General features: G+C 54.9%; 15 protein-coding genes. 8 read left to right on the top strand and 7 right to left on the bottom strand.

Annotation, left to right across the window (positions count from 1 at the left end):
- Position 1: 1 nt before the first annotated feature.
- Genes TEU_RS09535 through TEU_RS09520 form a run of 4 tightly spaced genes read right to left on the bottom strand, consistent with a single transcriptional unit; the run spans position 2 to position 5,647 of the window.
- Positions 2-1,813 carry a proton-conducting transporter transmembrane domain-containing protein gene (locus TEU_RS09535; protein WP_050003558.1) on the bottom strand — a complete coding sequence of 604 codons (1,812 nt, stop codon included), beginning with the start codon at positions 1,811-1,813 and terminating at the stop codon, positions 2-4.
- A complete protein-coding gene (locus tag TEU_RS09530; RefSeq protein ID WP_144244854.1) occupies positions 1,814-3,238 on the bottom strand; it encodes a hydrogenase 4 subunit D in 1,425 nt (474 codons plus the stop codon).
- A complete protein-coding gene (locus TEU_RS09525; protein WP_050003557.1) occupies positions 3,235-3,732 on the bottom strand; it encodes a 4Fe-4S dicluster domain-containing protein in 498 nt (165 codons plus the stop codon). The genes TEU_RS09530 and TEU_RS09525 overlap by 4 nt, the downstream gene beginning before the upstream one ends.
- Before the next feature lies 1 nt (position 3,733).
- Complete coding sequence (locus TEU_RS09520; RefSeq protein WP_050003556.1) at positions 3,734-5,647, bottom strand: molybdopterin oxidoreductase family protein; 1,914 nt, start codon at positions 5,645-5,647, stop codon at positions 3,734-3,736.
- A 247-nt stretch (positions 5,648-5,894) separates the two neighbouring features.
- On the opposite strand from TEU_RS09520, the gene hydB reads away from it, so the two are divergent.
- The 6 genes from hydB to TEU_RS09490 are packed head-to-tail and all read left to right on the top strand — an operon-like array spanning position 5,895 to position 10,635.
- Positions 5,895-6,998 carry an NADPH-dependent hydrogenase/sulfhydrogenase 1 subunit beta gene (gene hydB, locus TEU_RS09515; RefSeq protein ID WP_050003555.1) on the top strand — a complete coding sequence of 368 codons (1,104 nt, stop codon included), beginning with the start codon at positions 5,895-5,897 and terminating at the stop codon, positions 6,996-6,998.
- Positions 6,995-7,885 carry an NADPH-dependent hydrogenase/sulfhydrogenase 1 subunit gamma gene (gene hydG, locus TEU_RS09510; protein WP_050003554.1) on the top strand — a complete coding sequence of 297 codons (891 nt, stop codon included), beginning with the start codon at positions 6,995-6,997 and terminating at the stop codon, positions 7,883-7,885. The genes hydB and hydG overlap by 4 nt, the downstream gene beginning before the upstream one ends.
- 10 nt (positions 7,886-7,895) lie before the next feature.
- On the top strand, positions 7,896-8,687 hold the full coding sequence (hydD, locus tag TEU_RS09505; protein WP_050003553.1) for an NADPH-dependent hydrogenase/sulfhydrogenase 1 subunit delta: 792 nt from the start codon (positions 7,896-7,898) through the stop codon (positions 8,685-8,687).
- A complete protein-coding gene (hydA, locus tag TEU_RS09500) occupies positions 8,684-9,967 on the top strand; it encodes an NADPH-dependent hydrogenase/sulfhydrogenase 1 subunit alpha (RefSeq protein WP_050003552.1) in 1,284 nt (427 codons plus the stop codon). The genes hydD and hydA overlap by 4 nt, the downstream gene beginning before the upstream one ends.
- 50 nt (positions 9,968-10,017) lie before the next feature.
- On the top strand, positions 10,018-10,227 hold the full coding sequence (locus tag TEU_RS09495; RefSeq protein WP_050003551.1) for a hypothetical protein: 210 nt from the start codon (positions 10,018-10,020) through the stop codon (positions 10,225-10,227).
- A gap of 12 nt (positions 10,228-10,239) precedes the next feature.
- Complete coding sequence (locus tag TEU_RS09490) at positions 10,240-10,635, top strand: type II toxin-antitoxin system VapC family toxin (RefSeq protein ID WP_227738708.1); 396 nt, start codon at positions 10,240-10,242, stop codon at positions 10,633-10,635.
- A gap of 1 nt (position 10,636) precedes the next feature.
- Here TEU_RS09490 and TEU_RS09485 read toward each other — a convergent pair whose 3' ends face one another.
- On the bottom strand, positions 10,637-11,365 hold the full coding sequence (locus tag TEU_RS09485) for a DUF4230 domain-containing protein (RefSeq protein WP_050003550.1): 729 nt from the start codon (positions 11,363-11,365) through the stop codon (positions 10,637-10,639).
- 109 nt (positions 11,366-11,474) lie between these two features.
- Between TEU_RS09485 and TEU_RS09480 the strand changes: the two genes are divergently transcribed.
- The gene (locus tag TEU_RS09480) at positions 11,475-11,918 is read left to right on the top strand and encodes a hydrogenase maturation protease (RefSeq protein ID WP_050003549.1); all 444 of its coding nucleotides are present in this window, start codon (positions 11,475-11,477) and stop codon (positions 11,916-11,918) included.
- A gap of 78 nt (positions 11,919-11,996) precedes the next feature.
- Complete coding sequence (locus TEU_RS09475; protein ID WP_050003548.1) at positions 11,997-12,185, top strand: hypothetical protein; 189 nt, start codon at positions 11,997-11,999, stop codon at positions 12,183-12,185.
- Between the two features lie 103 nt (positions 12,186-12,288).
- On the opposite strand, the gene TEU_RS09470 is transcribed toward TEU_RS09475, so the two are convergent.
- Together TEU_RS09470 and sufC are read right to left on the bottom strand one after the other, a co-directional pair.
- Positions 12,289-13,629, bottom strand: coding sequence for an SUF-like minimal system protein SmsB (locus TEU_RS09470; protein WP_050003547.1), 1,341 nt, complete (start codon positions 13,627-13,629; stop codon positions 12,289-12,291).
- Positions 13,626-14,366, bottom strand: coding sequence for a Fe-S cluster assembly ATPase SufC (gene sufC, locus TEU_RS09465; RefSeq protein WP_050003546.1), 741 nt, complete (start codon positions 14,364-14,366; stop codon positions 13,626-13,628). Before sufC ends, TEU_RS09470 begins: the two co-directional genes overlap by 4 nt.
- Positions 14,367-14,382 lie beyond the last annotated feature (16 nt).

Raw genomic sequence — 14,382 nt, 5'->3', positions numbered from 1 at the left:
ATCAGATCACCCCCACCAGTACGGCCATAGTCAGGATTATGGTGAACAGCGCCAGAAACGTCACCGCGAGCAGAGCGTTCAGGTTCTTGGACAGCTCCCTCATCACGTAGGAAGTCCCTGCCATCAGCCGGATTACAGGCATGAACACCATCTCATCGAGGTAGCCCATGTCCCTGGAGGAGTACCACCTCTCGAAGGCCGAGAGCTTATCCTCAATCTTCCCGCCGATGATGCTGAGCTTCTCACCCCACCTTGAGACCGGGGTGAACATGTGCTCGGGCTTCTGCTCGAACTTCTCAGCGGGCTCGCCCGTGGTCCAGGGGGCGTCCAGGTTCTTCTTTGTGGGCAGGGCTATTGCCACCGCGACTATGATTGAGAACAGCACCCCTGTAAAGAGCAGTGCGTTGAAAGTTGCCCCGCCGAGCGAAATCAGCCACGGGTTTCCGACGTCAACATCTGCCAGTCCCGCTATCACGCCGGGGAATATTCCAGCGGCCACACACAGGACTGCAAGGAGGGCCTCTCCCGCGAGCATGAGCGGGGCCGCTTCGTGGGCCTCAACGTTGGGCTCTCCCCTGAAGATGCGGTATATCTTGATGTAGGCGGCCAGAGTTAATGCGCTCGCGAACAGGCTTACCACTCCTCCCCCGACCAGCAGGGGGTCCTTTGAGAGGAACGTCGCCTGGTATATCAGCCACTTGCTTATGAAGCCGTTTAACGGCGGAACCGCGGACACAGAGAGGATTCCCACGACCATCATCGCCGCGGTGAAGGGCATTTTCTTTCCGAGACCCCTCAGTTCGAGGTCTTTCCTGCCCGTTGCGTGGAGCACGTTGCCCGAAAGCATGAAGAGCAGGTTCTTGAAGACGAGGTGGTTGAAGGCGTGGAGCAGTAGGGCAAGGAAAGCGATTTTCTTGAGGGTTCCGTCCAGCATTATGTAGGCCCCGAGCGCCAGGAACAGGTAGCCCATGTTGTCCACACTCGAATAGGCCATGAGCCTCTTTATGTCCTTCTGGACAAGGGCCATTATCGCCCCAACCGCTATTGTGAGGACTGCAAGCACGACCATCGTCTTGGCGATTGCCTCGCTTCCCGGGAACAGCTCGACGACCCTTATCATGCCGTAGATGGCCATCTTCAGCATCGTACCGCTCAGGAGTGCGGACACGTTGCTTGGAGCGACGGGGTGTGCCTCCGGGAGCCAGAAGTGTATGGGGAATATGCCCGCCTTTGACATGAAGCCAATCAGGAACGCCCAGAGTACCCAGGTCGGCACGTAGGCCCCCTGCAGGGCGGAGAAGCTGAGGGTTCCGAAATTGCTGTAGATGGCACCTATCGCGAGGAGGAGCGGTGCCGTGTTGAAGGCGTGCATTGCAACGAGGTAGATGAGGCTCGCCCTCTTGGTCTCTGGGCTGTCGTAGTACGTGACTATCAGCACGTAGGAGGCTATTGTCATGAGCTCCCAGAATATTATGAACCCGAGGAAGTCCCTGCTGAGCACTATGAGCGCCATTGAGAGTATGAAAGCAGGGTACGCGGCGAGGTTCAGGTGCCTCGGCTCCATGTACTCAGCGGTGTATATCGAGACCGCGAGGCCCGAGATTCCCACGAGTATGCAGAAGAACCTCGACAGGGTGTCGGTCATGAAGGTGAACTCAAGCCCGAAGATGGAGTAAGTAACATTGATGCCGTTGAAGGCCTCGACTATCAGGGCCAATGAGGCCAGAGCGGACAGTAACCCAACGACCTTTACCTGTTCTCGCCTGGCGAGTCCTATTATGATTGCAATGGTGAAGAGGACCGCGAACAGCATTCACATCACCCCCAGGGCGAAGTACCCGATGTACGCCGAGACCAGGGAGAGGAGTATCAGCCCGGCCAGTGCGCCCTTTACGATGCCGTCAACTTTCTTTCCTTCTCCATCGCTGAACACCATCATGTTGATGCTCTTCAGCCCGACCGCCAGCAGTACGACGGAGTCCACAAGGATCAGGGCCAGCAGCAGTGCCCCGAGCGGGGAGCTGTACAGGGGGCCGGCGTTGAGGAAGAGGTAGAGCTTGCTGAAGAAAATGCCGAACGGCGGCAGTCCCGCGAGCCCGAGGAGCCCTATGGCCCAGCCGTATGCAAGTATCGGGGTCTCCTTGAGGCCCCTTATCTTCGTCATGTCCAGGGTGCCGTAGTAGTATGTGAAGGCTCCTGCGGTGAGGAACGCGAGGCCCTTGAGGTAGGCGTGGTTCATGAGCTGGAACAGCGCGATTTTAATCCCGACGGGGTGACCGAGGACTGCGGCCGCAACTCCTGTATACATTATGGCACACTCGGCTATCGTTGAGTAGGCGAGCAGCCTCTTGGCGTCGGTCTGCTTGGGATACGCGAGGATTGCTATCACCAGCGTCAGGGACAGGATTGCCGCCATCGGATAGAACGTCTCTCTGGGCGGATTCATGAACTGGACGACCCTTACCAGAAGGTAGACACCCATCTCGACCATCGCCGCTCCGTGAAGGAAGGCACTCGCAGGAGTTGGGGCCACCATAGCGTCAGGAATCCACGAGTAGAACGGGAACTGGGCGCTCTTTGTAAAGGCCGCAATCATGAGGCAGACGAACAGAATCAGTTTCTCGTTCCCGGGGAGGCTGCCGAGGAACTTCAGGCTGAGGTCGCCGTACTTGAACCCGAAGGCCACAGCGGTGTAGAAGCCGACCACTGCACCGAAGTTCGGTATCAGGAGGGCCTTGAGGGCGGACCTCTCAGATTTTCTGCTTCCATAGAAGCCCACGACACCCCAGCACGCCAGGCTCATCAGCTCGAAGAATATCAGCATCTGCAGTATCGTTGATGAGTATATGAACGTGAGCGTTGAGCCGAGGAATATCATCATCCACCCGTAGAACCTTCCCTTCTGGCCCCTGTGGGGGTGCCCGATGTTTCTATCGTCCATATACCTGACCGCGTAGGTCAGGAATATTGCACCCGCAGATGAAACCACCAGGGCCGTGAACACGCTCGTCGGGTCAATTATGAAGCCGTATACCTCACCGAAGCGCTCTGAGGCCAGCAGTTTAACATGAATCGTTGAGGGGGACGAGTAAAACAGGACGCCGGCGGCAACCTGAAGTATCGTCGAGGCCCAGAGGAGGGGGAGCATTACGGCGTCTGCCTTTCTGTCATCGAGGGCGAAGCAGACGGCACCGACATACGCGAGGATTATTGAAAGCGCTATGAGCTCGAATATCATACGGTTCCCCCCATTATCTTTTCAACCTTCTTGGCGAGCTCCTCAACCTTGGCAAGGTTCTGTTTGACCTTTATCTGGAGTATCTCCTCCTCGCTGGCGAAAATCAGCGCGTCCGTCGGGCAGGTCGTGACACACGCCGGAAGCTTGCCCTCCTCCCTGCGGTGACTGCAGAGGTCGCACTTGGCCATAATCTTCAGCTCGGGGACGAACTCAGGCGTGCCGAATGGGCACGCAACGGAGCAGAACATACAGCCTATGCAGTCCTGGGCCTTAACGCGTACGGCCCCGTCTTCGTCCCTGTAGAGCGCCCTGGCGGGACAGACCAGCATACAGGGGGCGTTTTCACAGTGCCTGCAGTTAAAGGACATCATGAGCAGTTCCGACGTCTCGATGAGCGTGATGTTGGCCTTCCCGTGGTGCTCCCTGGCGCAGGCAATCTCACAGGCCCTGCACCCTATGCAGTTCCTAAAGTCGATAAAGACCCTCTTCCCCATATCACTCCACCCTCTCAAGTTTGCATGAACATGCTTTCATCTGGGGTAGACCGGTTTCCTCATCAATCTTCAGGCTCATTATGCAGTTGGCGCCCTCGTGCCAGGGGGCCTTAATCGTGCCGGGAATGACTGTCCCGGACACCTTCACGGTTCCAATGTACTCCCCGTTCTCAGAGACGAGTTTTATCCTGTCGCCGTCCTTTACCCCCCACTTCCGGGCGTCTTCCTCGCTTACCAGGACGGGCAGGTCTTGCCACCTGACGTGCAGTGAGGGGCTTCTCTTGGTCATAGTTCCAGTCTGGAACTGGCCCACGTACCTGACGGTGATCATGACCGGGGGCTCAAGGGTGGGCATTCTCTCGGAAGTGTATGCCTTGACGGGCCCGGAGCGTGGTTCCGTGCTCCATATAACTCCCTCTGGCCTTCTTATCAGGGTGCGCGGGCCGGCGTTTGCATACTGGGGAACGAGGGTGCTTATCTCGCGGAGAATCTCCTCGGCGAAGTAGAAGTCAAACCCCTCAAGTTCAAGCGCATTTCCCAGCTCCCTTAAAATGGCCCAGTCTGGCTTGGCGTCCTTCGGGGGCCACTTCACCCTGGAGCTCCACTGGATTCTCCTCTCGGCGTTCGTTGTAGAACCGTCGCTCTCAAGGAACGCGGCCGCGGGGAGAACGATATCGGCAAGTTCCGTTGTCTGCGTCGGGAATATGTCCTGGGCAACAACGAACTCTGCGCGTTTTAGGGCCTTTTCGGCCTCCGGAAAGCTCACCGCGATGTTTGCTCCCATAATGTAAAACGCTGAAATGTTGCACTTTTGCGCCTCTTTGATTGATTTCGGAATGTCGAGCCCTGCTTCGGCCGGGAGTCCCTCGTTCTTCCAGGCCTCCCTGAAGAAGTCTACCTCGTCGTACCTCCTGTACCCGGGCAGTAAGTCGGGCACCACGCCCATATCCATGACTCCCTGGGAGTTGTTCTGTCCAGCAATCGGCAGGACTTTGAAGTCAACCATTGAGGCGAGTGTTATAATGCTCCTGATAACGTCGTAGCCGTTGGAGTGGAGTGCGATGCCTGAGCCCCACAGGATGACACCCTCTCCCCCAAGGGAGATGTCTCTGGCTATCTTCTCGATGTCCCTCGCAGGCACCCCGGTTATTTTTTCGGCGTGCTCCGGAGTGTACTTGCCGATTATTTTGAGGTCGGAGGCAGTAAAGTGGGCGCTCCTCGCGTTTCTCATTTTTATCAGGAGGTTTGTGAGTGCGTTTATCAGCGCAATGTCCGTGCCCGGAAACGGGCGGACGTGAGTGCTGGCAAACTTTGTGGTCTTGGTCTTCCTAGGGTCTATGACTATGACCTTGGCCCCCCTGTTCTTGGCCTTTAGAACCCTGCGGAAAATAAGCGGGGCGGTCTCAGCCAGGTTGGTTCCCCATACGATTATCACATTGCTTTTCTCAACATCATCGTACGTCGCCCAGTTCCTTTCGAAGCTTGCGTCCAGTATGGCCTTCACGGATACACCGTGGCAGAGGTGGCTGGTGTTGTCAACGTTGTTTGTCCCGATGCTCCTCGCGAGTTTCTGAAAGAGGTACGCAGACTCGTTGCTGACCTTTCCCCCCGCAATGAACATGAGCTTGTTAGGGTCGTCCTTTATGTAGTCCCGGATAAAAGATGCGATTTCATTTATTGCCTCCTTCCAGCTTATCTTTACGAATTTTCCTTCTTCAACGGCTTTCAGCGGGACTTTCAGTCTCTCTTTGCTGAGCAGGTGTTCAAACATGGCGTTCCCTTTCGGACAGAGCTTTCCGCGGTCATTGGGGACGTTTATATCGGTGACATACTCTATCATGAACGGGCGGGATAGTTCTTTCTTAACATACGCCCTGCACCCGGTTCCACAATAAGGGCAGGTGATGAGCTGCATACTTTTCCCTCCAGCATGTGTACAATTATGTTCATGTGACCATAAGTGTTCAATTGTCAGTCCAGTGAGAAACTTTTAAGGATTTTTTAAACCTTGATTGAACAACTAAAGGTTTTCTCAACCTTTGGTTTTGAAACTAAGGGTTCAGAAATGCTTTTTTACAGAATTGAATGACTATAATTGAGGCTTAGAGCATATATCAAATCAGTGACGTACAGACATTTTTTGACAAAAAGGGGTGGTGGAGTTGAGGTATGTTAAGCTGCCGAAGGAGAACACCTACGAGTTCTTGGAGCGGTTGAAAGAATGGGGCAAGCTATATGCCCCCGTTAAGGTATCGGAGAAGTTCTACGACTTCAGGGAAGTGGATGACGTCAGGAAAGTCGAGTTCAACTACAACAGAACCATAATGCCCCCGAAGAAGTTCTTCTTCCTGCCGAGGGAGAAGCTCTTCGAGTTCAACATTTCAGAGGCTGAGTACCGCGAGACAATTGAGAACGTTGAACCCTTCGTGGTCTTCGGCGTCCATGCCTGCGACATATTCGGCCTTAAGATACTCGACACAATTTACCTTGACGAGCTCCCGGACAAATACTACAAGGTTCGGCGTGAGAAGGGAATCATCGTAGGCATCAGCTGTGTGCCGGACGAGTACTGCTTCTGCAATTTGAGGGAGACCGACTTTGCAGATGATGGCTTCGACCTCTTCCTGCACGAGCTTCCCGACGGCTGGCTCGTCCGCGTTGGGACTCCCACCGGCCACAGGATAGTTGACAAGAACCTTGAGCTGTTTGAGGAAGTAACGCCCCAGGACGTGTGCAGCTTTAGGGAATTCGAAAACAAGAGGCACCAGATGTTCAGGTACCACGAGGACTGGGCTGACCTGAGGTACCTGCTTGAGCTCGAGACAGAGCACCCGATGTGGGACGAGCAGTCCGACATCTGTCTCGCCTGCGGTAACTGCAACACGACCTGCCCGACGTGCAGGTGCTTTGACGTCCAGGACGTCCCAAACATAGATGGGAACACCGGGGTAAGGGTGAGGAGGTGGGACTCCTGCCAGCTGGTCAGGCATGGAATGGTGGCGGGCGGACACAACTTCAGGCCGACAAAGAAGTCCAGGTTCATGAACAGGTATATGTGCAAAAACGCATACATTGAACAGCTCGGTCTCAGCTACTGTGTTGGCTGCGGCAGGTGCTCCTACTTCTGTCCCGCCGGGATAAACTTTGTGCGGAACCTCCGGGTAATTCTGGGCCTTGAAGAGGCAACGTGCCCGCCAAGAGTCTCCGAAGAGATTCCAAAGAAAGGGTTTGCGTACACACCTTCCGTTAGGGGTGATGAACTATGACCATTCCGAGGTTCATTTCTCCGGGCAACACCTTTGCGGAGGAGAACCCCTACGCCCTGGGAAAGGTCAGGGTTCTCAGGGTGTACCAGCTGACCGAGCTGGAAAAGCTGTTTCTGTTCAGGTTTGAAGACCCGACCATAGCCGAGAACTGGACGTTCAGGCCGGGCCAGTTCGTCCAGCTCACAATACCCGGCGTGGGTGAAGTGCCTATCAGCGTGTGTTCCTCCCCCATGAGGCAGGGTTTCTTTGAGCTCTGCATACGAAAAGCTGGAAGGGTGACCACAGTCGTCCACAAACTTAAGCCTGGTGACACCGTCCTCGTGCGGGGCCCCTACGGGAACGGCTTTCCCGTTGACCAGTGGGAGGGAATGGACCTGCTCCTAATAGCGGCAGGTCTTGGAACCGCACCCCTGAGAAGCGTCTTCCTCTACGCAATGGACAACCGCTGGAAGTACGGCAACATAACCTTCATTAACACCGCCCGCTATGGGAAAGATTTGCTCTTCTACAAGGAGCTTGAGGCAATGAAGGACATCGCAGAGGCCGAGAACGTCAAGATAATCCAGAGCGTCACCAGAGACCCCGACTGGCCGGGCCCGAAGGGAAGGCCGCAGAAGTTCATCGGCGAGGCGAACACAGACCCCAAAAACACGGCCGTGGCAATCTGCGGCCCGCCGAGAATGTACAAGGACGTTTTCGAGTCCCTCATCGAGCACGGTTACAAGCCCGAGAACATCTACGTCACGCTGGAGAGAATGATGAAGTGCGGAATCGGGAAGTGCGGCCACTGCAACGTGGGAACGAGCACCTCCTGGAAGTACGTCTGTAAAGACGGCCCAGTCTTCACGTACTTCGACATAGTATCAACACCGGGAATGCTTGACTGAGGTGGTGGGAATGAAAGGAAAACTTCGCATTGGGTTCTACGCCCTCACCTCCTGCTACGGCTGTCAGCTCCAGTTTGCCATGATGGACGAGATAGTCCAGCTTATCCCCAACGCCGAGATAGTGTGCTGGTACATGCTGGAGAGGGACTCCTACGAGGAAAAACCTGTGGACATAGCGTTCATTGAGGGGAGCGTGTCCACGGAGGAAGAGGTCAGGCTCGTTAGGAAGATACGCGAGAACGCTAAGATAGTGGTTGCCGTTGGTTCCTGCGCAGTTCACGGCGGTGTGCAGAGCTGGGAGAAGGACAAGCCAGTCGAAGAGCTCTGGAAGGCGGTTTACGGAAACGCAACGGTCAAGTTCAGGCCCAAGCCCGCCAAGCCAGTTGAGGACTACATCAAGGTGGACTACCGCATCTACGGTTGCCCGCCGGAGAAAAAGGACTTCCTCTACGCTCTGGGCACGTTCCTCGTAGGCTCCTGGCCTGAGGACATAGACTACCCCGTCTGCGTTGAGTGCAGGCTGAATGGGCACCCGTGCATACTAATAGAGAAAGGCGAGCCGTGCCTTGGCCCCATAACGAGAGCCGGCTGTGACGCCCGCTGTCCGGGCTTCGGAGTGGCGTGCATTGGCTGCAGGGGAGCGATAGGCTACGATGTGGCGTGGTTCGACTCACTCGCCAGGACGTTCAAGGAGAAGGGACTCACTAAAGAGGAGATACTCCAGCGCATGAAGATTTTCAACGCCCACAACCCGAAGCTCGAGGAGATGGTTGAGAAAATATTCAGGGAGGTGAAAGAATGAACAACGTCTACCTCCCCATAACCGTTGACCACATAGCGCGCGTTGAGGGCAAGGGCGGTGTCGAAATACTCGTCAGCGACGACGGGGTTAAGGAGGTTCGGCTCAACATCATAGAGGGCCCGAGGTTCTTCGAGGCCATAACCCTGGGCAAGAAGCTCGAAGAAGCCTTGGCAGTTTACCCGAGGATATGCTCCTTCTGTTCGGCCGCCCACAAGCTCACCGCGGTTGAAGCCGCTGAGAAGGCGATTGGCTTCACCCCGCGTGAGGAAATCCGGGCGCTCAGGGAGGTTCTCTACATCGGCGACATGATAGAGAGCCACGTGCTCCACCTGTACCTCCTCGTCTTACCGGATTACCTCGGCTACTCTGGGCCACTCCACATGGTTGAGGAATACAAGAAGGAGATAGGCATAGCCCTCGACCTCAAGAACCTCGGGAGCTGGATGATGGACGAACTCGGAGCGAGGGCAATACACCAGGAGAACGTTGTTCTGGGAGGCTTCGGGAAGCTGCCGGGCAAGGCCACCCTTGAGCTCATGAAGAAGCGCCTACAGGAAGCGCTCCCCAAGGCGGAGTACACCTTCGAGCTGTTCTCAGAGCTGGAGCAGTATGGGGACGTCGAGGGGCCGATAACGCACCTCGCCGTGAAGCCGAGAGGGCCCTATGGAATCTACGGCGACTACATAAGCGCCAGCGACGGAAACGAGTTCCCGAGCGAGGCATACAGGGAGCACATAAAGGAGTTCGTAGTCGAGCACAGCTTCGCCAAGCACTCCCACTACCACGGGAAGCCCTTCATGGTGGGGGCAATCTCTCGCGTCGTCAACCACTCAGACAAGCTCTACGGAATGGCAAAGGAACTCTACGAGGCCCACAAGGACCTGCTCAGGCCGACCAACCCCTTCGCCAACAACCTCGCCCAGGCCCTTGAGCTCGTCTACTTCACGGAGAGGGCGATTGACCTCATAGACGAGGCCCTGGCGAAGTGGCCGATAAGGCCGAGGGACGAAGTTGAGATAAAGGACGGCTTCGGCGTCTCGACCACCGAGGCACCGCGCGGAATCCTCGTTTACGCGCTCGAAGTCAAGGACGGAAAGGTAGCCTACGCGGACATCATAACCCCGACCGCCTTCAACCTCGCCATGATGGAGCAGCACGTGAGAATGATGGCGGAGAAGCACTACAACGACGACCCGGAGAGGCTCAAGTACCTCGCAGAGATGGTTGTAAGGGCCTACGACCCGTGCATCTCCTGTTCAGTGCATGTGGCGAGGCTCTGATTTCTCAACTTTTTTAAGGGCCTGGTGACAGAAAAATACTGGGGAGCACTATGGCCGAAGAAATCGTTGACCTTGTCATACACGTGAAAGTGCCCAAGAAGTACGCTGAGACCTTCAGGAAGGACGTTGAGGCTATGGCATGGTATCTCTCTCACAAGGACGAGCTCTTCGAAAACATGAAGAAGCTTAAGGGCATCATGAAGACCGATAAATCCTGGAAGGAACTCAAGAGGGAATTCTATGAGGGAATTGCTGATTGACAGCTCCTCATCGTGGAGTACTTCAAAGGTAGCGAACGGGCGGTTAAACTCTTTGAGTCCTTTGAGAACGAAGACGTAGCCCTTTACATCACCGAAACAGTGTTCAGTGAGGTTACGTATCTGCTCCTCGGCTATTTCTCAAACCTCGCACCCAGGACCCTCAAAGGAAAGAAGGATAAACTGCCACCTGAGATTCAGGTTGTTTTTAAAGCTCCGAGAGGCTTTGGGTTCATTGAGTCCACACAAAGAACGGTCTTTAAGGCAATGGAGCTCATCGAGAAGTACGCCATGCTCTCCAACGATGCACTGATTCTCGCAACCTGCATCGAGCACGGCTTTGCCTTGGCTACGCTCGATGAGGACTTCTTTGAACCCGCAAAGAAGGAAAGGGTGGAGCTGATTTCCTGAATCACTTTCCAGCTATCTCCTCGCAGGGGAAGTACACCTTTCCGACGAAAGCATCTCCCATCGGCCCGACGACGTGAATTTCGCCGATTGAGTATCTGTAGATTACTGTAACTCCACCGCTCGTTGTTTTGCAGACCTCGGGCAGGACGTAGGTGTCGTTCTTGAATTTAACAGATGGAGCGTTGGCGACTTGAATTGGCTCCGGCAGTTCAACAGTTACGTTGAAGGTCTCATTCCAGAGAGTTATCCTTTTCAGGGACCATCCGATGGGCCTGACGACGTAGTGTGTCCCATTCTTCTCGACATCGTAGTTGACGACCATGTCAATAACCCTTGTTGGAGTTCCAGAGAACTTTATGTTCGCTATCGCAACGGAGCCGTTTTTAAGCCATACCGTTAGGGAGTAGAACTTCTCTGAGGAGTCTTCGTCGAGGGCGGGAACGACAAGATAAACGTCCTTTGAGAGCCTAAAGGCCGAAACGTTGCTCACATCCGAACCCGCTTTTACTAGTATGGCAGGATATACATCGTTTATGACAAGACTCTTGTAGCCGACAAAGTTAGTACTCACGTTAATCTCAATAACAGTCACATTGAGGGGTACTTTGAAGGGGACGTAAGTCACGTTGAGGACAAAGCCAGGGGACGTTGTCTCGCCTCCCGTCTGGACTAGACAACCTGCCGAGAAAACGACGAGCACCAGAAGCAACGGCGCAATCTTCCACGTCATTGGAACATCCCCCTTTTAAACTTTGAGATGGTCATGACTACTGCGAAAAGTATATAAGGGTTTCGATAAGGCTCATAAACCCCCGGGACAACCTTGTGAGGGAGGCAAAATGAGCACCCTAATCCTTGCACTCGGCAACGAGCTGATGAAGGACGATGGAATCGGGCTGAAGGCCGGCAGAATTCTGGCCGAGAAAGGTTACAACGTCCTTGAGGTCGGGACTGACATCTTCAGGCTCTCAAACCACTACAGCGGGGAGGATAGGCTGATAATCATAGACGCTATTCTGAGCGACGAGCTTGAGCCGGGGAGCGTCCTACACCTTGCCGGCGAAGAGGTCTTCGAGAAGCTGAAGGCGGAGATAAGGAGTGCCCACTTCATGGGTGCGATAGACGGGCTCAAACTCCTCATGAAGCTCGACGAAAGGCTGGCAAAGGCGGAAATACATCTCATCGGCGTCGTCGCCAAAGAAATAGACCTCGGAATGGAGCTCAGCGAGGAAGTTGAGAGGGCCCTGCCGGAAGTAATAAGGCTTGTCGAGGAGCTTTATTGATACCCGTGATGTTACGATATACCCTTCCTGAGGAAGCATTAAATACTCCCAATGCGTAGATAAGAGCTGGGTGGTACTGTGCGCGGGCCGATTCCCGACCAGATAACTGTTAAGCGGTCTGAGATGCTGGCCAGTGAGAAAAACGAGCGGTATATCCGCGAAAGCAGGGAAGTGAAGCAGTATTCAACACTTGAAACAGTTATTGTGGCGATTCTTGGTCTCATAGCCCTTGGATTTGTGGTGTATGTGCTGATGCATTACGTCTGATAACAGGCTTGCAGGCAATATGGGCAATGCATTCTTTTTATTCGCGAGAATCTAAAACTGCCAAGCTCTAGAGGGAAGAAAAAGACAAAGATACCTGGCGAGTTCACATGCCCCCGCTCACGGCGAGCTCGATAATCTTCCTAATCTCGACCAGGAACTCCATCGGTATGTCCTTGAGCATCGGTTCGAGGAAGCCCTTGACTATGAGCTGGGTCGCCTTCTCCTCGTCCAGGCCCCTAGACATCAGGTAGAAGAGCTCCTCCTCGCGTATCTTGCCGATAGCAGCCTCGTGGCTCAGCTCCGCATCATCAACCCTACTGACGAGACCAGGATATGTCTCCATGGTGGCCTTGTCGCTCATGAGGAGCGCGTCACAGCTTATGTGGCCCCTGGTCTTCGGCGCTTCAGCCCTTATCACTCCGCGCGTTATAACGGTGCTCTCGTCCATTATGACGGACTTACTGGCGTTTATTCCCGCCGCCCCTTTGCCACGGAGGTACATCTCTCCTCCGAGGTCAATGAACCAGTCCTTCTGGCCGAGCAGAATGCCGTTCAGCTCTACGTAGCCGTTCTCCTCGACCCAGTACTTCGGATTCGCGACATTGCTCTTGCCCGTTCCGAGGCCGACGGTCGTGTTGATGAAGCGCGCCCCCTTCCCAATCTTCGCCCTGGTCATCGGCCTCGTGTGGACGTACTCAGGCCAATTCTGCAGAACTGTCAGCTGGGCTTTAGCCCCCTCGTGGAGGTATGCCTCGGTCATGTCGAGGTGTAGGGAGTGCTTGACGAGTATTGGAGCCGTACAGCCCTCTATGAGGTGGAACTCGGTGTTGGGCTCGGCGATTATGATTATGTGAGGTGCCTGAGCCAATGCACTCTCCTGTATCAGGAAGAACAGGTGGAGCGGGAACGGAACCTTGAGTCCCTCTTTGACGTACAGGAAGATTCCACCGTTCCAGACCGCAGTGTGGTAGGCCGTCAGCTTGCTCTCATCAACGCTGAAGAGCTTGAGGAAGTGCTCCTTGACAATATCTGGGTACTTTCTGACGGCCTCTTCCGTCGGGAGGACGATTAGCCCCTTCTTTGCCCACTCCTGGAGGAACTGGTTGTAGATGACACCCGTGTCGGTCTGAACTGCCAATCCTGCTATGTACTTCTGCTCGACCTCTGAAATGCCGAGCCTGTCGAGGAGGGCCTTCATTTCCGGCGGGAGGTCGTCGAGGCTTTCAATGTTCTCAGGGATGCCTTCCACCTCGGGCTTCGCTATGAACTGGAGGAGCTCCTCCTCGCTTATGACCGGGTCGTTTAGCGGGGCCTTCTCAAAGGCTTCGAGCGCCTTGTACCTTATCCTCGTCATCCATTCAGGTTCCCTGTTCCTCTTTGCCAGCTCCTCAATCTGGTTCTCGATTATCGCCTTGGCGTCGCTAATGGTTATCGTTTCAGTCATGCTCCCACCTCCTCGAATATTCCGGCGAAGCCCTCTCTGTCTATCCTGTCCACGAGCTCTCCTCCGCCGGTTCTCACAATCCTGCCGTCCTTCATCACGTGGACGGTGATGCTCTCCCTGTCTATGTGCTGGAGGATCCTGCCGTAGTGAGTTATCAAAAGTATCGCCGTTCCCTTCTTGTGGAGCTCTTCGATTTTCCTGCTGATGACGCTCAGCGAGTCAACATCAACACCGCTGTCCGGCTCGTCGAGTATGAGAAGCTTCGGCTCGATGAGAACCGCCTGCAGGAGCTCAAGCCTCTTCCTCTCACCGCCGGAGAAGCCGACGTTGACGTAGCGGTGCAGGTCTTCTTCCTTAAACCAGAACTCCCTGGCCTTCTCTACTATCAGGTCGTAGGCCTCAACCGGGTCAAGCCCCTTGAGCTCGACGAGAACCTGCTGGAGGAACTCGATTATCTTAACGCCCTCGACCTCCGGAGGGTGCTGGAAGGCGAGCATTATACCCCTCTTAACCCTCTCGTCGGGGCTGAGGTCGGTTACTTCCTCACCGTCGAAGAGAATCCTTCCGTCCTTGACCTCGTACTTCGGGTGGCCGGCTATTGTGAGCGCGAGTGTTGACTTTCCTGAGCCGTTTGGGCCCATAACAACGTGGAATTCACCGGGGTTAACCTCCAGGTCAACGCCCTTGAGAATCTCTTTGTTTTCGACATTCACGTGAAGGTTCTCAACTTTGAGCATTAGCTCACCTCCATGG

This window comes from Thermococcus eurythermalis, assembly GCF_000769655.1.
GTDB lineage: Archaea > Methanobacteriota_B > Thermococci > Thermococcales > Thermococcaceae > Thermococcus > Thermococcus eurythermalis.
The sequence above is the reverse complement of the archived record's forward strand: the minus strand, read 5'-3'. Positions and strand labels throughout refer to the sequence as shown.